Below are 17,263 nucleotides of genomic sequence, written 5' to 3' on the forward strand. Positions count from 1 at the left end.
TCCATATCCCTTTAACAAACCAGATCAGCGAGTGCTTCTTCGTGGTTGTTTGTTGCTAAATATAAATGTAGCGATTTTGGATACAAAGTCAATAAGGATATGTAGCGAAAATAACAATTTTATCTTGATATGATATTTGAGGGAGATTTTATTAGTATGAAGTTGGTTCTAAATATGGTGAAAAAACTATATGAGAGGTCGTGTTGAACCTGTATCTGATGGCTACAGACAAAAAAATTAAAACAGATCAAGATTCTCAGAAAAATTAAATAACTTTCTGGAAAAAGCTGTATTAAAAAGGAGGTTTTTATCGCGCTATTTAAAGATAACTTTAGATGCCTAGACGTTATAGCGCACGCAAACGATAAACTAAGGCCTAGGCGGCTTAATCCAATCTATTGGCGAGCACCACTCAATTTGCACATCAATAATATCTGCGTATTTTCCATTTAAACTAGATAATACCCACTTATCTTTTTCGCGGCCACCGCGTAAGACCTTCACATATACATTCCCGTCTACAGTCTTGACGATAGCGCGATTATTAATCATCGTTTCGGGTAGAACATGCTGTGAATAAAATAGAATACTACCATTTTCAATCGCTGGAAACATAGAGTCTCCAATCACTCGTAAAGCGACCGTATTTGCAGTGGCCGTAGGCGGCGCTTCAACCTCTTCCAAACAACCGCAGTCGATGGCTACTATATCACCTCCTGCACCAACTGAACCAATTAATGGAACCAAGCAGATCGGCGGCAGCTGGCTGCCAGTAATCTTCGATATCGCTAGTAACTCTCTAGCAGAAATATCGCGTGTACCTTTTAGCATTTTATTTACAGCCGCGCGATCTATTGATCGGTTCAAAGATTCAGACATTTTTTTTGCTAAAGTAGCTTGACTCAGTCCCGAGCTTGATAGCGCCTCAGTAAGCCAATGAATTAAATTTAAAGTCATATTCCTATTGTAGCGATTTTGGTAATCAAGTTCATTTTCTAATTTCACAACAAAATTTTCCATTGGAATTCATTCCTTCTTGACTTCGTATCTAAAATCGCTACATATTAAAGAATGAGAAAAATTGCTAACATGATAAGGACTTTAGGGGGGGCAAGAGCTGTCGCTTCTCTTCTCGGCATTCATCGCACGCGCGTTTATGCTTGGATGCGTCCTGTTGAAAACGGCGGTACAGGGGGAAGAGTTCCGATAAGGCATATACCTATCTTATTAAACGAAGCTAAAAAAATGGGCATTGATATAACCGCAGATGATTTTTTAGATTTTGCGCATCTTAAGTCGCCCCGTACACATCATTGTGCTTCCCCCTCTTGCGGTACGTCCGACCTACCGCAGGACGCCGCCCGCGCCCAGTCAAACCCCCGAGTGGGCGCGGGTGGCAATCATAACAACTATAGCGTGTATACATAAAGAGTACACCCAAAACAAAGGCACAGATAACCGCATTCCTAAAATGCTAAGCCTAAAGGAATATAACCATGCTACTAGGACTCATTTTCGCCGTCGTATCAGCAATCTATCTAATTTCTATGGCTAGCGGTTACTACGCCCACCGCCTCGATAAGCGCATAATAGCCCAACAAAAAGAGGCCATAGAAGAGCTTACCAGTAAGCTCCTTGAAGCAGAAAACGCCCTAAACAAGCAAGAGTACATGATCAAAAACCTTAGCGGTTTTCTGAAAGGCGAACATCCTAATGTCCACCTTGTCCGTATTGGCATTAGCGTTGAAGACAATGACCAAATCGCAAGCGATGAAGATAGTTTATCAGAAGAACACGTAAAGATGCATTAAGAAGAACGGGGATATTAAGGAAATGGATATTGTTACTACTCCGGCAACATTTAATTTGGCTTTAGGATTCTTTGCGATAGCTTGTTCGTTTTATGTAGCGTTTGGGCTCTGTTTTTTTATGGAGTTATTTCCACGCTTTGGGTGGTTCATCATTTCCATCGGAATTCTTTCTTTCATGGTTGCAGCACTTTTAGCTACCCTGCAACCTACAGAAACATGCTGTTGTACAGCGCAACATGTAACAAATCCAAGCCAAATAGACTTGGGAGTTAATATGATAGGTTTTAAAATTGCAACGGTAATATTTTTAATAACCACTCTCATTTGTATTATAGCTGGAATAATATTTTGCATACAAGAGCGCTTATATTTTGCCATTCTCCCTGCTTGTATTTGTATAATTTGCTTTTTTTTTATGGTCAAATTCCCCCCCGAAACGTCTATAGACAACTCAGCATGTACATCGCAATGCATGACGCAACAACCGAGAAACTCTCAGTAGTTGAAAGGAAAGAACGATGAAAGAAGCCGTACTACTAAGATGCATTAGGGGTGTGTGAAATGGAGAGCTTAATCAATCTCACCACTCTATATTAGTGAAAGGAGCGCCATATGGCCATTTTTCAAGACGTAGTGATTATTATTCTCACAGTTATGTTGTTGTACAACAGCCAATCGTATCGCAAGATGTTTAGGGAACAAGCTGATATAATAAAATCAAAGCAAAAAAGGATAGACGAGTTGTTAGCAAAAAGCAGGAAGACATAGTCTCATGTATAATGAAGGCCATTGCATTCAATGATATTTTTTTATTTAACCTGCAGAAGAGATAGGTAGTCTAAAATTTTCTAACAAATATAATACTGCCGTTTTTGTTTTGTTTTGCATAGCTCGGTAATATTCAATAGCCGTATCATCAAAAATATCTGCAATGACCTCTTTAGTAATTAGAGGATATGTTTCAGCCATATAGAATGGAATTGTAAGAGTTTGATCCTTTTCAACAGGAGATTCATGTTCAAGAGTAAATTTGGAGCGGCTATATTTATGTTTTTTCGGACACTGAACTGTAAGCTGGTAATTTCGGTAGTCAAACGGGGAGATCTGAAACGAGAGAAATCTATCATCTGTATGATTTTGCGAAGGCTTATCTATGCTAGTTAGTTCAATAAATTTTGGTTCGACAATAAAAGGTTTAGGGCTGACGCTCAAAAACGAACTACCCAAGAAAGATTTAAAACCACTTGTAATGATGCAACCATTCTCTACAAATTCAAAATGGTTGTCATTAGCTATTTTTATATTAAATACAGGGATGTTAGCTGTTGATACATTTATCACTATTAAATTAATTAGGCATCTAACATACTCGTCGTTTTCCTTAATAGAGAGCTTTTTATATTGTGTTATAAGCTTTAGTGCAGGCCCCAATCTTTTTATACGCCTAATTTCATATTCTTCACTCAAGATCTTAACTTTCTCTTTAGAATCCTCAGAAATCTTTTCTAAAGCTGAAAGTTTGTTTTCCATAATTTTATTTTGCTTTTCAAAATTATCCAATATACCCTTTAAAGTAGCGTTTTCTTTTTGTAACTCATTTATGGATGCATTGAAGGCTTTCCTATCCTCCTCTCTCATCAATTTTTGTTCTTTCCTATCCTCCTCTCTCATCAATTTTTGTTCTTTCCTATCCTCCTCTCTCATCAATTTTTGTTCTTTTTTATCACAGTGTCCCTTATACAAGGACCATAATCCTGAGCATAATGCCAAAAAGCTTGTGAAAAGACTAGTAGACAACGCGCTGTTATTATTGATCCAAGTTGCTATGGTTGTCCACATATTGATCAAAGTTGCTATCAAAGTTACTATCAAAGTTACTATCAAAGCTGCTATGGTTTTCCACATATTCATCCAACATTGCTTTTATATTTTCACAAAAAAATTTCTTCAACTTAGCCAATCTCAACTGACTTTGCAACGGGGGTTGGCATGAGGACTATTCTATGCCTTGACCTTGGTAGCAAAATGGGCTGGGCGGCATTTTGCGGCAATGGATTTATACGCAAGCCGCAGGTACACAGCCTTGCTAAAGATGCTTTTTGCCAAGGCGCTATCACCAGCGGCTCTGTTACCTTTAAAAAAAGAACTTTTGACGGGGGCGGCGTACGCTTTTCTAAATTCCGTATATGGCTAAGTGATACCAAACACCGCTTTGAATGTGCCGGAAGTAGTCTTGATAAGATCTATTACGAAGAAGTGCGTCGCCACCTTGGAACAGATGCCGCCCATGTTTACGGCGGCTTTTTAGGCGTTCTCACCGCTTGGTGTGAACATCATCAGATTGACTATCAAGGCGTGCCCGTTGGTACCATTAAGAAGCACGCTACAGGCAAAGGCAATGCATCAAAAGATGATGTTTTAAATGCCATATGGGATAGAGGCCATCATCCAGAGGATGACAACGAGGCCGATGCCTTAGCCCTTTTATATTACGCTTTAGATCGAGAGGAGGAAGCAGACAATGACTAACGCTTGTCTCATGGCTAAGCCCCTTATGGGTGGCGCTGCTCTTACAAGACATAAGGCCGTGATTAATGGCCATAAGAGCATTCAGATCAATATGAGATTTCACGATATAGATAGAGGGGTTTTAGTATGAATAGTGCTATGCCATGGGTTAAATTTTCGCCATGCGATTGGATTGTAGGGACGCTTGGCCTAATGCCAGAGCAAAAGGGCGTTTATATCGATCTGCTCATGCTCATGTATGAGAGGAAGGCGCCGGTTAAGTTTGATATAGCTTTTTTAAGCCGGGCATTTGGCTGCTCACAAAACAAGCTACGTAAAATCATTGATGAGTTAGTGCGCTTAGAAAAAATCATCATAACCCAAGCCGGTATTTGGAACGCACGCGTTGAAAAAATGCTTGCTGGTTTTGAGGATGACAAAGAGCGGCACGAGGATCTTTCAGAAAAAAGACGCAAGGCGGGTCTAGCAAGCGTACAAGCGAAATCCATAAAAAAACAACATGTTAGCGAGGGTATTCCAACAAACGCTCAACAAAATTTCAACAAACGCTCAACAAACGCTCAACAAAATTCAACACATGTTGACCATATAGAAGAAGATAAAGAAGAAGATATAGATATTAAAAATATTTGTTCTAACGAACAAATACAAAAAAAATCGCTTGATGATGGCCAACCAATCAACAGCGCAATGGCGCTTGAGACCACGGACAGCATTAGCAAATCACCAGCAAAGCCGCCGGAGCCTTCGCAAGCCCAGCTACAAAAAAATCCGCGCTTGAGGAGGAGTTTGAGGGGATTTTTTGGGGAGAATACGGGCATAACGTCAACAAGAAAAAAGCGCGTGAAGCCTTCATCAAAGCCCGCAAGAAATACGATCTCAAGGTGATTATGGACGGGGTAAGGCGTTATAAAAATTCCCGAGAATACCACGAATTTCGGATGCACGCCGCTACCTTTCTCAACAATGCGCGCTGGAGTGATGATTTTACACCCTTAGGAACCAATTCCTCCGCTATGGGCTCTTATCCCACGCCTAAGCCTTCCAGTAATCGCCATGTAGCAGGCGCAAGCATTCTAGCCAATATCGAAACGTCAAAGCGTGTAATGCCGCGCTTGCAAGAAATCCGCGAAAGGCTATTGGCCGATGCTAACCATTGAAACATTCCTAAGCCAACTCAACAGAATGGCCGCTTTGCTGCAATTAGAATTTACAGATCACTGGGGTGAATTACTTTATCACGAGCTTGCCCCGCTTTTTACCGATGAGGAATTCGCGAACGCGTGCAAGCAAATTCTGCACAATGAGCAAACCTACGGCAAAATGCCCAGCCCCGCGATCTTCGTCAAATATAGCCGCAGAAAGCAACCAACAGAGGACGTGCGCCATGAAATTGAGCGCGCACGTTTCATCAGCAAAGTATCTGAATATATTAGCTCTAATTTTATCTCGTCCTGTGAAAAAACAGTTTTCAATGAGTCTTTGACGCCCCGTGAATACGCTTGTTTGCGCCAATTTGGGGGGATTTCGGAGCTCTGGAAACAGGTCAATGATGAGAGGTTTTCTACGCACGTTGCGCATGTTTTACGCCGTGTCGGAGATGTTTTTGACACGATCAGCAAAGTGGAAGAAGCAGAAACGTACTTATTGACCACACGTACCGAACACAAACAGCTAGGCGGTTTTGTTAAGCTTGGCAATGTCGTGAAGTTCTCACCGTCTTTGCAGAGCAAGAGCGAAAAAGATTTGAAAAAAAACGCGCAAGCGTAAATTAAGGAAAAGGAAAAATGACAAGTTTGAATATGGAGATCCGGCTTATTGAGAGGAACATCAAGGCACCAGAAGCAAAATCAACAGATCTTTAGTAACGTTTAAGTCGACGAGAAGGTACCGTATACGGATGAGGCAAAAACATGTTTAAACGCTCTATTAGAAACAAAACCATTGTCGCCACCCTATCGGGCTATGCCAACCATAAAGCAGGCGTACAACAAGTGTTCTACAACCTCTACGAGGACAAATACGGGCGGCGTTCCATGCAACGCTTTGAAGGCAAAACCTATAATTACACACCCTTTGGTGCTGATTTTAGCGTTGCGGCCTATGTTGATGCTTGGCTCCATGGCGGCTCTTTGCCACAAGCCGCTTTAGCAAAAAGCCAAGCCGAAGAAGCCGAAGACCTGCTTGATTTGGAAGAGATTACAGGCCTACAGCTATTTGCACAGAAGGAAACCACACAATGTCTAGCCTAAATAAAGTTATACTTATTGGCCATTTGGGCAGAGATCCAGAAATCAAAGCCATGCAAACGGGCGGACAAGTGGCTCTATTCTCATTAGCGACTAGTGAACGCTGGAAGGATAAGAACACGGGTGAGAAGCGCGAAAAGACCGAATGGCATCGGATTGTGATTTTTGACGAAAACCTTGTCAATATTGCCGCCTCTTATCTAAAAAAGGGAAGCCATATCTACGTAGAAGGGCAATTACAAACCCGCAAATGGAAAGACCAAAGCGGTGTGGAACATTACACCACAGAAGTTGTTTTACAGAAATACCGCGGTGTTATCCAAATGCTGGGTCAAGCAGGCAATCAAGGTCAAGACACACAGCAAGTCACAAGCCAAAAGCCCCCAGCTGGTGCTAGCACCATGACCTATGGCCAACACAGAGGCCAAACACAGGCATCCTATCAAGCGCCATTATCCTACGATGATCAACTCAATGATGAAATACCGTTTTAGAGAGGCAAACGATTGCAAAAAACGCGTGCTCATCATTGATTAATATTTTAATATCTCATCCAAGGAAAGCGAAACAAAGATGATTGATCCTGCACTGTTCAATTTACCATGGTTGACATTGGTCACATTAGCCTCTGGCTATGCTGGGTATCATATTGCCAATAACGGCATACACATGGATGATAGAACCGCAAACATCTTCTTCCCATCCCTTTGCTTTGGCTTGATTGGTGCGAGTTTTTATAAAGCCGCCGTGTATTTTGGTATGGTTGAACCTTTTCCGGCTATCCCTGCATTTTTGGGGACAATTATTATAAGCGCGCTTTGGCGTAAATATGTTCGCCTATGGTTTTATAAAATACTACGTAAGCTGGATATTAGTCACTGCGACCACACCCCTTCTGCTTGGATCCAGTTTAGCGAAACTCTAAATACGCGTTCCTATGAACTGAATGTTGTTTTAAAAGACGATACTTGCCTCCTATCCAGGGATCTATATCGCTTTGAAGATCTTCCCAATGGCCTACGCTTTGGGAGCGACAGGAGACATTGTGCTTTATGTGACTGATGCGCATAATCCTTTGCAAGACGAGTGGAGAGAGTATGATGAGGTATTGAACGAAGAGTTTGGCGCTTACGCGACTTACATTCCTGCTGATCAAATCAAAATGGTAAGCTTGCGGAGAAAATAGACTACTTCTTTTTAGATGAAGAAGAATGAGAAGGTATACGTGATGGCTTCTGCTGAGAGTTACTAGGGGATTGACCTCTTCCGGTGACGGTAGCTCCCCTTTCTACTTTTTGTCTATCGGTTAAAATTTTAGCAATTTTATCTGAAATTATGGTTTTTTTCTTCATGGAATCACCTTTCCTTCAAAATAAAGAAGAACATATTTTCTATAGCTAAGCAACATCGCACAATATCTAAATAAATAGCTTATGTATTAAGAGCGGGAATTACCATGGAAAGCGTTAAAACTTATGACTCCCGAACCGTTGCCTATAAGTTGTTAGACCTTAAGGAAAAAGAGGACGGCGGTGGTTTAACGCTCACGCAAGTTTTAAAACTTGTATATATCGCGCATGGTTGGATGTTAGGCATTTATCACCACCCGTTGATTAAAGATCATGTTCAAGCATGGACGTATGGCCCAGTCATACCGCATCTCTATGAAGCGATTAGGCAGTTTGGTAAATCAACGGTCAAGAAGGCCGCTTTAAAGACTGACGAGACATTAAATACAGAAGCAATTAAAATCATTGAATGGGTTTACAAGCATTACGGGCATGTAAGTGACTATAAGCTCTGTGATATCACTCATGCAAAAGGCACCCCTTGGGAGCAAACCTATACAGGAGAATTTGGAACACCTATTAGTGATAAGTTGATTGAAACCTACTATCGTGGGTTATGGTGTAAGGCGAAATAAAGAAACTAAGTTTTTATTTATTTGAGAGATGCAAACGTATTAAGAGCGGGGAATTACCATGCAAAGCCTTTGGATTGGAGACCTTATGCAGCTATAACCGCCTCGCTTGACAAAAATCCTAAAACCGCTATGTTGAGAACAAGTGCCTGAAAACACTTTTATCTATAGCGGCTAAATAACCGAAATTATTTACCGTTCCGAACAATTCGACCTATTGCCATGCTTCTATGCATGCGTTTTATGTCGGGTGTGGTTACGCCATACAATACCCGCAAGGGGAAAGTGTAACGACGGACTATAGACCGTGTTTTCAGCACCCGACGCCCCTATGGGTGTCTCATGAAAACGTTCAATCTATAGGAGTTCAATTATGACTGGTTCAGTGAACAATGCCAAAAAGGCAAAAAAAACTTCCCAAATAAAACAAGAGCTTTCGAAAGGCTTAGACGCATCAGTACTCACTATGTCTAGCCGCGAAATCGCAAAGCTGTGTGGTAAACGGCATGATCATGTCATGCGGGATATTCGGCAAATGTTAACGGAGTTGTACGCCGAAGAAGGTATCATCAAATCTGAAGATACCTCTTTAGAAGCCTCAAAAGAAGCATGCGCAGGGGGTCTCCCCAAATTTGGGGGCACCTATTTGGATAAGCAAGGAAAGAAACAAAACTGCTACTACCTTCCCAAGCGCGAATGCTTGATCCTTGTTTCAGGTTACAGCACAGTGTTGCGGGCAAAGATTGTCGACCGTTGGTTAGAGCTAGAACAAGCACATCAACCACAGCTACAATTGACGCAAGAAGATGATACCGTCTATCGCCTTCCAGAAGACCGCACAAAAATACCGCTACGCATCAGAGACTGCATCAACAAACACGCCCAACAACTAGCCGCGCTATATCGGCTAGAAGCAGAGGCCTATTTGCTTGAGCAGGTCTACAGAGGCGCCGTGGGAATGTGGCGCGAGATATCCTTCTCAAAGGTCGAAACATGTCTAAAAGAAGTTCTATGGCTAGATGTGATCAATAAAGAATTGGCCGAAATGCGGTTCAATCATTATTTCCTCTTTAAATCGCTAAGAGACCTTATAAGCAAAGACGTTAAGAAACTGGAAGAACTACACCTTTCAGCACCTAACGAGCGCTTGCTTGTCGCTTAAACGTAAACAACTTCCCCCGTCTTTAGGCGGGGGGGATAAGCATAAAAAACGTTACACTTTATAACGAAACCGCTAGTCCATGCGATTTGAGTCTTAAAACTCATAATAACAGCGAGTTAAAAGGCAGGCCAACTCTATCAAACACCCACTAAACTAGTGAGAGGAATACCAAACTGGGTATGCAGTTTTCTAATCATAGGCAAGGTTAGATTTCTTTTGCGGTTCAGTATCTCATATACTCGGTTCGATTTTCCGATTGCGGGTTCAAGATCTTTGACCGTCAACCCCTGTTGTTCCATTCGAAATTTAATCGCTTCAATGGGATCTGGCGCCGCAATAGGGTAGTGTTTGTTTTCATACTCATTGATAAGTATGCACATGATTTCAAAAAAATCGGCCTCGGGCGTATTGGGTAAAGGCTCATGTGTCAAACATGGGTTCTACGACGCGCAACGCTGCGTCATAATCCTGCTCTGTCTTGATAGGCTTAATGTCCATAGATCTTATTCCAATCTTACAGTTTCTGCATCGACTTTATCGTATTCTTTATGCGTACCGATGAATTTAACGAATAACCATCCTGTTTGATACGCTATGGCGACAATCAATCTATAATCATTTCCTTTAATGTTAAAAACTACGCGCCTATTTTTTAGAATACTAGCACTGCGATACTGTTTCTTGATATCTGCTGGAGTTTTCCATTCTGCTTTTCTGGCTTCATCTACCCAAGCCTTCAGTGGCTGTTCTGCATCAGGATTGGACGTCCAAAAGTCCTTCAAAGTTTTAATGGAGATGATTTTCATATGATATATATTAGTCCCGACACGGGACTACGTCAAGCCATTCTTTAAACAAAAATCAAACTCAAGGGATATTTTAAAATTTTAAGTCTAAAAAGCATAACCTTGAATAGATACCAATGAGGATGCAAAAAATAACTACACTGCTTCCAAGCTATAGGCTTTTGCTAAAAAAGATCCGAATGAGTTCCAGTTCTTGCTAACTGTAATTCAGAGCCTTTTACACGGTAAATTATAATCCAGTCTGGTTCAATATGTGCATCACGAAATCCTGCCCACGTACCCCGTAAAGGATGATCTTGGTAGACTTTTGGTAAAGGCATTTCGTTTACTAAGAGGTCTAAAAGAACGCGCAATTTAGCCATATCCTTACCGCGCTTTTCTGCTTTGCGAACGTCTTGCTTAAAGGTTTTTGATAAACGTAGCGCTAACATCTTAAAGACCTAAATCTTTATACATATCCTCTACATTTTCATAACGTGTTCCTCCTCCATCTTCTAGTTCAGCCATTGCTTTTTGTGTCGTTGGGTTAGGCGTCGTTAAATCAAAAGGCAAGCGCCCTTCCTCCGCGACTCTCATAAAGGTTAAACGAATAAGGTCAGATGTATTAAGCCCTATGCGTTGTTTCAAAGCAATAGACGCTTGTCGCTTAACATCTGCTGAAATACGAGCACGAACAATGGCATTTTGAGGATCTGATTTCATAACGGGGGCTCCATACGCTATATTATGGCTACAATATAGCTACAAAAATACTACAAGTCAATGTCGATAAATAATTTGCTACGCATCAATATATAGTATGTATCTTTTATTTAATTGGCAAATATGGTATAAGATATGATGGAATGATTAATGGAAAATAGCATGGCAATTAAGAAGCGCAAGAAAGCGAGAGGTCGGCCACGGATTGAAGGCGTGGCTCGTGAACCTAGTGGACGGATATCGCGTTCAGGCCGTGGTTTTACACGTTGTGGTGCTAATGATAATGAACCAATCGATTTACTAGCCCTAAGGATGCGTGCAAAGCATGCAGGCCTATCATTGGAAGATGCGAAGAACCCATTAGCGGCAACTTCTATTGGCCGTTTGCGTTTGCTAGGACGTGAGCAAGGGTTGAGTGAAGCGCAATACGACGCCGCCGAAAAGTATTTACAGGTGCGCAATAATTATCTTTGTGCAAAGGGTTTTGCTCATGGCTATTATGATAGACCACAAAGCCAAGACTTTACAGGAACTGTAGAAGAATGGGTTATCAAATGCACCAAACGGTGGCAAGATGCGCGGCTCGCTCTTAAAGAAGCGCAGTTTGATAACCCCGATGACAATCTATTCGCGGCCATTCAGTATATCGTTGAGGATGATATGGATGTATCACATTTGGTAGGTGCTCTCCGTTTAGCTCTCAACGCTTTGTCGCGCCATTTTTTACTTGACAAAAGCATGTCATAAATAGAAACTGACATTAGGTGCTGTGAAGATTTCCGCCTAAATTTTGGTTCGACTTTGTAACGAACATTTTCACTTACCTTTCCCGACGATGCAGTGCATAGAGGTGATCCATGGCGTTCAGTAACGACGAGGCTGTCACTGTGCGCTTTGATCTAAAAGACGCCAATAACATGTTGGATGTCTTAGGTGAGACGCAATTACACAAAGTAGCAAGCGCCTCTATCAATAATACGCTTAGCAAGGCGCGTACCAAAACAATCACCATGATCCGCAAGAAAGCGGGTCTACCTGCCAAATACCGCAAGAACTATTTGAATGATAAGGTGAGGCGTTCAGCGAAAGCTACGCCCCAGCAACTCTATTCTAAGATGATTGTGCTCTATGGAGATATCCCGCTTAAGCTGTTTAAGCATGAGGAGCAAGCAAGCATCGGTATGCAGGTTGAACTGCTTGGTGGCAAGCAGATGTTTGCAGGCTATTTTGACCATGGCGGCACCTTCCCCAACCGTACGCCGCTAAAGCCTAAATTAAACAATCATGTATTCATGCGCGATCCAAGCAAGACTAAGCGTGTGCGCTTAGCTAATGGTAAGACAAAACTTGTGCCGCGTTTGATCAGGCCTCTAGGTGTTAATGCCGCATCAATTATAACCCGCGATGGTATGAGGCTAAAGTAGCGCAGATGGTTAGCACGATGTTTCAAGAGACCATGCAGAAGAACATCAACAAGGCTCTGCTTAAGTGAAGTGGGTTTAATTTTCCAATAATTAGAAAAATATTCTAATATTGCCAAGGTACTTCCCGCGGGGGGGGCATAGGCGGGTCGATGCGCAGCGCGATATTTTTCTAGCGTCAGGGATTTTTAAATCACTTAACTTGTTAACTCATTGAAACAAAATACAATTATTTGACGCTAATTTTGTTGGGATTATCGTAGCTATTTTGCAAAGCATTTCTATGCGGCTTTTGGAGATTTTTTACAAAAATGTCAGAGCTAGAATTAGAAAATAATTCCAATGTAAAAGAGCGGCGCGCCCTATTCTCTAAGCGTCTAGGGGTTAGCAAGGCCTATATAACCCAACTTGTAAAGAAGGGTTTGCCCACAAGCGATGATGGTCAATTCATCCTCGTTGATGAAGCTTTAGCATGGATTAAGGCCAACATTGCGCCCGCCTATAAAAAGAGTAAAGTCGGTGAAGTTGTTAACCTTGATCTTAACGAAGTTAAGTCGCGCTTAACTCTTGCCCAAGCAGAGAAGGTAGAGTTCGAACTTAAGGTCAAGAAGCAGGACTATGTGCCGATAGATTATGCTAAGCGGCAGGCATTTGTATTTGCCCGTAGCTGTCGTGATATGCTGATGTTGTTTCCAAGCCGCCACAGTGGTGATATTGCCAGCGCGTTAGAGTGTGACCATAACAAGGTTGCCATAGTTTTAGAACAGCATATGCGCGATGCTTTGATAGAGCTTGATACGATTCCTATGCCTGATTTTGCAAAAGTCGACGAAGAAGAGGAAAGCGACAATGTTCAGAACATCAGTGAATATGAAGCAACAGAATGAGGCTCTGACCAAAATTTGCAAAGCCCTTCAGGAAGGGATAATGCCTGACCCCATAGGCCTGCGTCCCAGAGGTGATGGGGTTGAACATGAGCATAAACAAGGATTACCAAGCCCGAAACCTCGTTAAGCTTTGGGCAGCCTTTAAAGAAGGGTTTCGCTCTGACCCCGCCTATACGGTGTCTCAATGGGCGGACGTCCATCGTTATTTGTCGACACAAGCAAGTGCAGAAGCTGGCCTATGGCGGACATCAAGAACGCCTTATCTGCGCGAGATCATGGACAATCTGTCGAGCTATTCAAGCATTGAGACGACGGTTGTTATGAAGGGCGCGCAAATTGGTATGTCAGAAGCGGCGCTAAACTTCTGCGGTTATGCCATACACCATTCGCCTGGCCCCATTCTGTATGTGATGCCTACGGTAGATATGGCAAAGAAGCTCTCAAAGATGCGTGTTGAGCATATGATACGCAACAGCAAGGCTTTGTCAGAGCGCATTGCCCCACCACGCGCGCGCGATAGCGGCAATACGCTGTTTATGAAGGAGTTTGCAGGCGGTTCATTAAACTTGACGGGTGCTAATTCAGCGGTGGGCTTGCGCTCTATGTCTATTCGTTATTTGGTGCTTGATGAGGTTGATGGGTATCCGTTTAATGTTGATGATGAAGGCGATCCCATTACCCTTGCTCTTCGTCGTACGGCAAGCTACCCGCGGCGTAAAGTATTTATGCTCTCAACGCCAGCAAGCCTTGAGACCAGCCGTATTAAAGCCGAATTCGAGAAGGGTGATCAGCGTTATTATAACGTTGCCTGTAAAGAGTGTCATGAGCTACAACCTATTACGTGGGCACAGATCCGCTGGCCTGAAGACAAGCCTGAGGAGGCCCACTTTTTTTGCGCCCATTGTGGTGCTATTCATGAGGAACATCACAAAGCGGCGTTGCTGAGCGAAGCCAATGGCGCGCGTTGGGTAGCAACCAAACAGAGCCGCTATAACAACTTTCGCTCCTATCACCTATCGGCGCTTTATTCGCCATGGTTTACGTGGGGCGAATGCGCACGCGCATTTCTAGAGGCCAAGGACCCTGCCAAACTACAATCCTTTGTCAATACGGTATTGGGCGAACCTTGGGAAGAGTATGATGCTGGGGGAACGGATGCTAGCGCGCTTTACGCTTTGCGCGAAGAATACCCACTCTTACCGCCGCAGGTGGCCATTCTAACCTGTGGTGTTGATGTGCAACCTGATCGCTTGGAGTTGGAGCTTGTTGGCTGGGGGCGTGATGAAGAGAGCTGGAACATTGATTATAAAATCTTTTTGGGCGACCCATCGGCAGCAGAGGTTTGGCACCATCTAGATACGTATCTTAGTAGGCGTTGGCCCCATCCTGCTTTAGACAATGGTCTGCTGATCCATGCGACGTGTGTTGATACGGGGGGCTCAAATACGCAAGCGGTGTATGATTATGTGCGACCGCGTCAAGGCCATAATATATGGGGCATTAAAGGGAGTAGTAATAGTACGTCTACCGTGTGGCCCAAACGACCAACCCACAACAATAATGGAAAGATCAATCTTTATGTCATTGGTGTGAGCGCCGCTAAAGATATGGTTATGGCGCGTCTTAAAAGGACGGGGCCTGATGCTGTTGGCTATGGTGCCTGCCACTTCCATATCGAGCGTGACTTAGAATACTTCCAGCAATTAACAGCAGAGCGCAAAAAGACAAAATATAGCAAGGGTCAACCAAAGATAGACTGGGTAAAGGCCAATAATGCCCGCAATGAGGCATTGGATTGCCGCGTCTATGCCTATGCGGCGCTATGCGGCTTATCGGCGATGGGGATATCCTTAGAGCAACAAGCGCAAGCTTTAGAACAGAAGATGATAGAGCGCGGCCTATCCTTTGATAAGGACGAAGTTCTTGCCCCGCCAGCACCACCTATACGGCGGCGGCCGCGTATGATGAGAAGTTCGTATATGCTATGAACGAGGTTTGATATGCAAGACATAGAGGCGCGGTTAAAGCGGCTAAGACAGCAGCGTGATGCGCTGGCAGAAGGCCTTTATTCTGCCGCCCAATCTATACGCCATGGCGACAAGCATCTATAACCGCTCGGTGAGCGAGAATAAGCTATCATTGGCGGCTTTGGATGCAGAAATCGCCCAATTAGAAGGCCGCCCGAAAGCGCGCCTCTTTTATATCGCGGCAGGCCGAGGTTATTAATGGCAGGTATTATTAAGCGGATGGCCAACGCCTTTCAGGTGATGGTTGGCAGTGGACCCTATTTTGATGCGGCAAGCCGTAGCCGCCGCTTACGTGGCTTTATCCCCACAAAGACTCACATTAATAGGGCGATCCAAGCCGAAGGCCAAACCGTTCTTGCTCGCTCCCGTAGCCTTTATGATAATAATAGCATCTATGGTGCGGCGGTTGATGAATGGGTATCAGCGGCGGTCAATGATGGGATTAAGCCTGTACCACGCATCAAAGGCTTTGAAGCCCAAAAGCGCGCATTAGAGAATTTGTGGTGGCAGTGGGTTGATGAGGCTGATTATGAGGGGGTTAGTGATTTTTACGGGATGCAGGCCACCATTGCCCGCGAAAGTGTTTCTTGCGGGTGAAGTCTTTGTGCGCTTGCGCCCTGTTCCGCTAGACGCGTGTAGCGCTGTTCCGCTCAAGCTAGAAATCTATCCTGCAGAGCTATTGGATGTAACCTATGATGGCCCCGCAGAAATACCTGGGCATCATATCCGCATGGGCATTGAATTTAATGCATTTGGTGATCGCATTGCCTACCATTTTTTCCGCTACCATCCCTATGACATAGTACCCAATGGAAGGCTTGCAGAGGGAATGCAAGAGCGGGTACGCATAGAAGCCCCCTATATCATCCATATTAAAGAACGCCGACAAGCCCAACAATTGCGCGGCACACCAAAGATCACCCGCAGTATGGTGCAATTGTTTCAATTGGCCGCTTATGATGATGCTGAGCTTGATCGCAAAAAGACCACAGCGCTTTTTACCGCTTTTATTTTAGGTGGTGAGAGTAATCCGCTCACCCCAGATGTACAAGCGGAGCGCACTATGAATACAGCCTCCCTAGCCGGTGGTGAAGGAGACACCATTGAACTGGCTCCAGGCTTGGTTACGGTATTAGAGAATGGCCAAGATATTCGCTTTTCTGCGCCCGCCGAGGTGGGCGGCTCTTATGAACCGTTTCAATACCGCAATTTGTTAAAAATCTGCGCTGGTCTGAACATGCCCTATTCAACGGTGAGCGGCGATGTGACGCGGGGCAATTTCTCCAATGTGCGCACATCCATTATTCAGTTTCGTCGCCATATTAGGCAATGGCGAGCCAATGTCATGGCCTTTCAATTAAACCGCATCGTGTGGAAGCGCTTTGTGGAAATGGCTGTATTGGTGGGTGCCATAGACTTACCCGACTATGATCACAATCCCTTACCTTGGTTGCAATCAGAGAGCCATGCCGCGCAATTGGAAATGGTCGATCCGCTAAAGGACATCGCCGCCGAGAAGGAAGAAATCCGTGCGGGTCTAAAAAGCTTAACGCAAGCCTTAAATGAGCGTGGCTATAGTCGCGATGATATTTACACAGAGATTGAAGAAGAGCGAAGCGAAGCACTAAGGCGTGGTCTGCATTTTGATACTGAGACCCCAGCCCCCACAACCGTCCTGCTTGATGATGATAGCAATGACGAAGATAAACAAAACGCTCTCATATCTGAGAATGCGGCCTAAAGCGATA

At 43.6% G+C, this 17,263-nt stretch carries 26 protein-coding genes and 1 pseudogene; 19 read left to right on the forward strand and 8 right to left on the reverse strand.

Annotated elements, in window-relative coordinates:
• Nucleotides 1-369: 369 nt before the first annotated feature.
• A complete protein-coding gene (locus ACK28X_RS03225) occupies nt 370-1,020 on the reverse strand; it encodes a helix-turn-helix transcriptional regulator (protein WP_412058216.1) in 651 nt (216 codons plus the stop codon).
• Nucleotides 1,021-1,089: 69 nt separating this feature from the next.
• Here ACK28X_RS03225 and ACK28X_RS03230 point away from each other — a divergent pair, with 69 nt between their 5' ends.
• Nucleotides 1,090-1,428 carry a hypothetical protein gene (locus tag ACK28X_RS03230; protein ID WP_412058217.1) on the forward strand — a complete coding sequence of 113 codons (339 nt, stop codon included), beginning with the start codon at nt 1,090-1,092 and terminating at the stop codon, nt 1,426-1,428.
• A 119-nt stretch (nt 1,429-1,547) separates the two neighbouring features.
• Complete coding sequence (locus tag ACK28X_RS03235; protein ID WP_412058218.1) at nt 1,548-1,811, forward strand: hypothetical protein; 264 nt, start codon at nt 1,548-1,550, stop codon at nt 1,809-1,811.
• Nucleotides 1,812-1,901: 90 nt separating this feature from the next.
• On the opposite strand, the gene ACK28X_RS03240 is transcribed toward ACK28X_RS03235, so the two are convergent.
• Nucleotides 1,902-2,234 (reverse strand): hypothetical protein, encoded by a 333-nt coding sequence (locus tag ACK28X_RS03240; RefSeq protein ID WP_412058219.1) that lies wholly within the window; start codon nt 2,232-2,234, stop codon nt 1,902-1,904.
• Between the two features lie 390 nt (nt 2,235-2,624).
• The gene (locus tag ACK28X_RS03245) at nt 2,625-3,722 is read right to left on the reverse strand and encodes a hypothetical protein (RefSeq protein ID WP_412058220.1); all 1,098 of its coding nucleotides are present in this window, start codon (nt 3,720-3,722) and stop codon (nt 2,625-2,627) included.
• Between the two features lie 78 nt (nt 3,723-3,800).
• Here ACK28X_RS03245 and ACK28X_RS03250 point away from each other — a divergent pair, with 78 nt between their 5' ends.
• From ACK28X_RS03250 to ACK28X_RS03285, 8 genes are all read left to right on the forward strand, one after another.
• The gene (locus ACK28X_RS03250; protein WP_412058221.1) at nt 3,801-4,340 is read left to right on the forward strand and encodes a hypothetical protein; all 540 of its coding nucleotides are present in this window, start codon (nt 3,801-3,803) and stop codon (nt 4,338-4,340) included.
• A 126-nt stretch (nt 4,341-4,466) separates the two neighbouring features.
• A complete protein-coding gene (locus tag ACK28X_RS03255) occupies nt 4,467-5,228 on the forward strand; it encodes a DUF1376 domain-containing protein (RefSeq protein WP_412058222.1) in 762 nt (253 codons plus the stop codon).
• Between the two features lie 2 nt (nt 5,229-5,230).
• The gene (locus ACK28X_RS03260) at nt 5,231-5,500 is read left to right on the forward strand and encodes a hypothetical protein (RefSeq protein ID WP_412058223.1); all 270 of its coding nucleotides are present in this window, start codon (nt 5,231-5,233) and stop codon (nt 5,498-5,500) included.
• The gene (locus ACK28X_RS03265; RefSeq protein WP_412058224.1) at nt 5,487-6,110 is read left to right on the forward strand and encodes a hypothetical protein; all 624 of its coding nucleotides are present in this window, start codon (nt 5,487-5,489) and stop codon (nt 6,108-6,110) included. Before ACK28X_RS03260 ends, ACK28X_RS03265 begins: the two co-directional genes overlap by 14 nt.
• A 143-nt stretch (nt 6,111-6,253) precedes the next feature.
• Nucleotides 6,254-6,592 (forward strand): hypothetical protein, encoded by a 339-nt coding sequence (locus ACK28X_RS03270; protein ID WP_412058225.1) that lies wholly within the window; start codon nt 6,254-6,256, stop codon nt 6,590-6,592.
• A complete protein-coding gene (gene ssb / locus ACK28X_RS03275) occupies nt 6,580-7,083 on the forward strand; it encodes a single-stranded DNA-binding protein (RefSeq protein WP_412057081.1) in 504 nt (167 codons plus the stop codon). Before ACK28X_RS03270 ends, ssb begins: the two co-directional genes overlap by 13 nt.
• A gap of 79 nt (nt 7,084-7,162) precedes the next feature.
• Nucleotides 7,163-7,651: a hypothetical protein gene (locus ACK28X_RS03280; RefSeq protein WP_412058226.1), complete on the forward strand. Its 489-nt coding sequence runs from the start codon at nt 7,163-7,165 to the stop codon at nt 7,649-7,651.
• The gene (locus tag ACK28X_RS03285; RefSeq protein WP_412058227.1) at nt 7,635-7,775 is read left to right on the forward strand and encodes a hypothetical protein; all 141 of its coding nucleotides are present in this window, start codon (nt 7,635-7,637) and stop codon (nt 7,773-7,775) included. The genes ACK28X_RS03280 and ACK28X_RS03285 overlap by 17 nt, the downstream gene beginning before the upstream one ends.
• Nucleotide 7,776: 1 nt before the next feature.
• On the opposite strand, the gene ACK28X_RS03290 is transcribed toward ACK28X_RS03285, so the two are convergent.
• A complete protein-coding gene (locus ACK28X_RS03290) occupies nt 7,777-7,941 on the reverse strand; it encodes a hypothetical protein (RefSeq protein WP_412058228.1) in 165 nt (54 codons plus the stop codon).
• A gap of 104 nt (nt 7,942-8,045) precedes the next feature.
• Here ACK28X_RS03290 and ACK28X_RS03295 point away from each other — a divergent pair, with 104 nt between their 5' ends.
• Complete coding sequence (locus ACK28X_RS03295) at nt 8,046-8,513, forward strand: Panacea domain-containing protein (protein WP_412058229.1); 468 nt, start codon at nt 8,046-8,048, stop codon at nt 8,511-8,513.
• 463 nt (nt 8,514-8,976) lie between these two features.
• Entirely contained in the window at nt 8,977-9,672 is a 696-nt protein-coding gene (locus tag ACK28X_RS03300; protein ID WP_412058280.1) for a Rha family transcriptional regulator, read from the forward strand.
• A 137-nt stretch (nt 9,673-9,809) separates the two neighbouring features.
• Here the strand turns inward: ACK28X_RS03300 and ACK28X_RS03305 are convergent.
• From ACK28X_RS03305 to ACK28X_RS03320, 4 genes and pseudogenes are all read right to left on the reverse strand, one after another.
• Nucleotides 9,810-10,170, reverse strand: a pseudogene (locus ACK28X_RS03305) (helix-turn-helix domain-containing protein).
• A gap of 5 nt (nt 10,171-10,175) precedes the next feature.
• Nucleotides 10,176-10,478 (reverse strand): type II toxin-antitoxin system HigB family toxin, encoded by a 303-nt coding sequence (locus ACK28X_RS03310; RefSeq protein WP_412058230.1) that lies wholly within the window; start codon nt 10,476-10,478, stop codon nt 10,176-10,178.
• A gap of 164 nt (nt 10,479-10,642) precedes the next feature.
• Nucleotides 10,643-10,909, reverse strand: a complete 267-nt coding sequence (locus tag ACK28X_RS03315) for a type II toxin-antitoxin system YafQ family toxin (RefSeq protein ID WP_412058231.1) — start codon at nt 10,907-10,909, stop codon at nt 10,643-10,645.
• Between the two features lies 1 nt (nt 10,910).
• Nucleotides 10,911-11,180 (reverse strand): type II toxin-antitoxin system RelB/DinJ family antitoxin, encoded by a 270-nt coding sequence (locus ACK28X_RS03320; protein WP_412058232.1) that lies wholly within the window; start codon nt 11,178-11,180, stop codon nt 10,911-10,913.
• A 162-nt stretch (nt 11,181-11,342) separates the two neighbouring features.
• Between ACK28X_RS03320 and ACK28X_RS03325 the strand changes: the two genes are divergently transcribed.
• The 7 genes from ACK28X_RS03325 to ACK28X_RS03355 all read left to right on the forward strand — a co-directional run bounded on the left by ACK28X_RS03325 (nt 11,343) and on the right by ACK28X_RS03355 (nt 17,256).
• Nucleotides 11,343-11,927: a hypothetical protein gene (locus ACK28X_RS03325; protein WP_412058233.1), complete on the forward strand. Its 585-nt coding sequence runs from the start codon at nt 11,343-11,345 to the stop codon at nt 11,925-11,927.
• A 110-nt stretch (nt 11,928-12,037) separates the two neighbouring features.
• Nucleotides 12,038-12,604 carry a hypothetical protein gene (locus ACK28X_RS03330; RefSeq protein WP_412058234.1) on the forward strand — a complete coding sequence of 189 codons (567 nt, stop codon included), beginning with the start codon at nt 12,038-12,040 and terminating at the stop codon, nt 12,602-12,604.
• A 308-nt stretch (nt 12,605-12,912) separates the two neighbouring features.
• On the forward strand, nt 12,913-13,488 hold the full coding sequence (locus tag ACK28X_RS03335) for a hypothetical protein (RefSeq protein WP_412058235.1): 576 nt from the start codon (nt 12,913-12,915) through the stop codon (nt 13,486-13,488).
• A gap of 86 nt (nt 13,489-13,574) precedes the next feature.
• A complete protein-coding gene (locus ACK28X_RS03340; RefSeq protein ID WP_412058236.1) occupies nt 13,575-15,476 on the forward strand; it encodes a phage terminase large subunit family protein in 1,902 nt (633 codons plus the stop codon).
• 58 nt (nt 15,477-15,534) lie between these two features.
• A complete protein-coding gene (locus tag ACK28X_RS03345) occupies nt 15,535-15,714 on the forward strand; it encodes a hypothetical protein (RefSeq protein WP_412058237.1) in 180 nt (59 codons plus the stop codon).
• Nucleotides 15,714-16,112 (forward strand): phage portal protein, encoded by a 399-nt coding sequence (locus ACK28X_RS03350; protein WP_412058238.1) that lies wholly within the window; start codon nt 15,714-15,716, stop codon nt 16,110-16,112. Before ACK28X_RS03345 ends, ACK28X_RS03350 begins: the two co-directional genes overlap by 1 nt.
• Nucleotides 16,084-17,256 carry a phage portal protein gene (locus ACK28X_RS03355; RefSeq protein ID WP_412058239.1) on the forward strand — a complete coding sequence of 391 codons (1,173 nt, stop codon included), beginning with the start codon at nt 16,084-16,086 and terminating at the stop codon, nt 17,254-17,256. The genes ACK28X_RS03350 and ACK28X_RS03355 overlap by 29 nt, the downstream gene beginning before the upstream one ends.
• Nucleotides 17,257-17,263: the final 7 nt, after the last annotated feature.

This window comes from Bartonella sp. DGB2 (assembly GCF_046843095.1).
Classification (GTDB): Bacteria; Pseudomonadota; Alphaproteobacteria; order Rhizobiales; family Rhizobiaceae; genus Bartonella.

What these genes read in the sequence shown, in the direction of transcription:
- ACK28X_RS03290 (WP_412058228.1), bottom strand. Translation starts at nt 7,941, where the DNA reads ATGAAGAAAAAAACCATAATTTCAGATAAAATTGCTAAAATTTTAACC.
- ACK28X_RS03280 (WP_412058226.1), top strand. Translation starts at nt 7,163, where the DNA reads ATGATTGATCCTGCACTGTTCAATTTACCATGGTTGACATTGGTCACA.
- ACK28X_RS03235 (WP_412058218.1), top strand. Translation starts at nt 1,548, where the DNA reads ATGGCTAGCGGTTACTACGCCCACCGCCTCGATAAGCGCATAATAGCC.
- ACK28X_RS03335 (WP_412058235.1), top strand. Translation starts at nt 12,913, where the DNA reads ATGTCAGAGCTAGAATTAGAAAATAATTCCAATGTAAAAGAGCGGCGC.
- ACK28X_RS03315 (WP_412058231.1), bottom strand. Translation starts at nt 10,909, where the DNA reads ATGTTAGCGCTACGTTTATCAAAAACCTTTAAGCAAGACGTTCGCAAA.
- ACK28X_RS03345 (WP_412058237.1), top strand. Translation starts at nt 15,535, where the DNA reads ATGCGCTGGCAGAAGGCCTTTATTCTGCCGCCCAATCTATACGCCATG.
- ACK28X_RS03325 (WP_412058233.1), top strand. Translation starts at nt 11,343, where the DNA reads ATGGCAATTAAGAAGCGCAAGAAAGCGAGAGGTCGGCCACGGATTGAA.
- ACK28X_RS03245 (WP_412058220.1), bottom strand. Translation starts at nt 3,722, where the DNA reads ATGAATATGTGGAAAACCATAGCAGCTTTGATAGTAACTTTGATAGTA.
- ACK28X_RS03225 (WP_412058216.1), bottom strand. Translation starts at nt 1,020, where the DNA reads ATGGAAAATTTTGTTGTGAAATTAGAAAATGAACTTGATTACCAAAAT.
- ACK28X_RS03250 (WP_412058221.1), top strand. Translation starts at nt 3,801, where the DNA reads ATGAGGACTATTCTATGCCTTGACCTTGGTAGCAAAATGGGCTGGGCG.
- ACK28X_RS03350 (WP_412058238.1), top strand. Translation starts at nt 15,714, where the DNA reads ATGGCAGGTATTATTAAGCGGATGGCCAACGCCTTTCAGGTGATGGTT.
- ACK28X_RS03265 (WP_412058224.1), top strand. Translation starts at nt 5,487, where the DNA reads ATGCTAACCATTGAAACATTCCTAAGCCAACTCAACAGAATGGCCGCT.
- ACK28X_RS03340 (WP_412058236.1), top strand. Translation starts at nt 13,575, where the DNA reads ATGAGCATAAACAAGGATTACCAAGCCCGAAACCTCGTTAAGCTTTGG.
- ACK28X_RS03300 (WP_412058280.1), top strand. Translation starts at nt 8,977, where the DNA reads ATGTCTAGCCGCGAAATCGCAAAGCTGTGTGGTAAACGGCATGATCAT.
- ACK28X_RS03255 (WP_412058222.1), top strand. Translation starts at nt 4,467, where the DNA reads ATGAATAGTGCTATGCCATGGGTTAAATTTTCGCCATGCGATTGGATT.
- ACK28X_RS03295 (WP_412058229.1), top strand. Translation starts at nt 8,046, where the DNA reads ATGGAAAGCGTTAAAACTTATGACTCCCGAACCGTTGCCTATAAGTTG.
- ACK28X_RS03270 (WP_412058225.1), top strand. Translation starts at nt 6,254, where the DNA reads ATGTTTAAACGCTCTATTAGAAACAAAACCATTGTCGCCACCCTATCG.
- ACK28X_RS03310 (WP_412058230.1), bottom strand. Translation starts at nt 10,478, where the DNA reads ATGAAAATCATCTCCATTAAAACTTTGAAGGACTTTTGGACGTCCAAT.
- ACK28X_RS03320 (WP_412058232.1), bottom strand. Translation starts at nt 11,180, where the DNA reads ATGAAATCAGATCCTCAAAATGCCATTGTTCGTGCTCGTATTTCAGCA.
- ACK28X_RS03330 (WP_412058234.1), top strand. Translation starts at nt 12,038, where the DNA reads ATGGCGTTCAGTAACGACGAGGCTGTCACTGTGCGCTTTGATCTAAAA.
- ACK28X_RS03230 (WP_412058217.1), top strand. Translation starts at nt 1,090, where the DNA reads ATGATAAGGACTTTAGGGGGGGCAAGAGCTGTCGCTTCTCTTCTCGGC.
- ACK28X_RS03260 (WP_412058223.1), top strand. Translation starts at nt 5,231, where the DNA reads ATGGACGGGGTAAGGCGTTATAAAAATTCCCGAGAATACCACGAATTT.
- ssb (WP_412057081.1), top strand. Translation starts at nt 6,580, where the DNA reads ATGTCTAGCCTAAATAAAGTTATACTTATTGGCCATTTGGGCAGAGAT.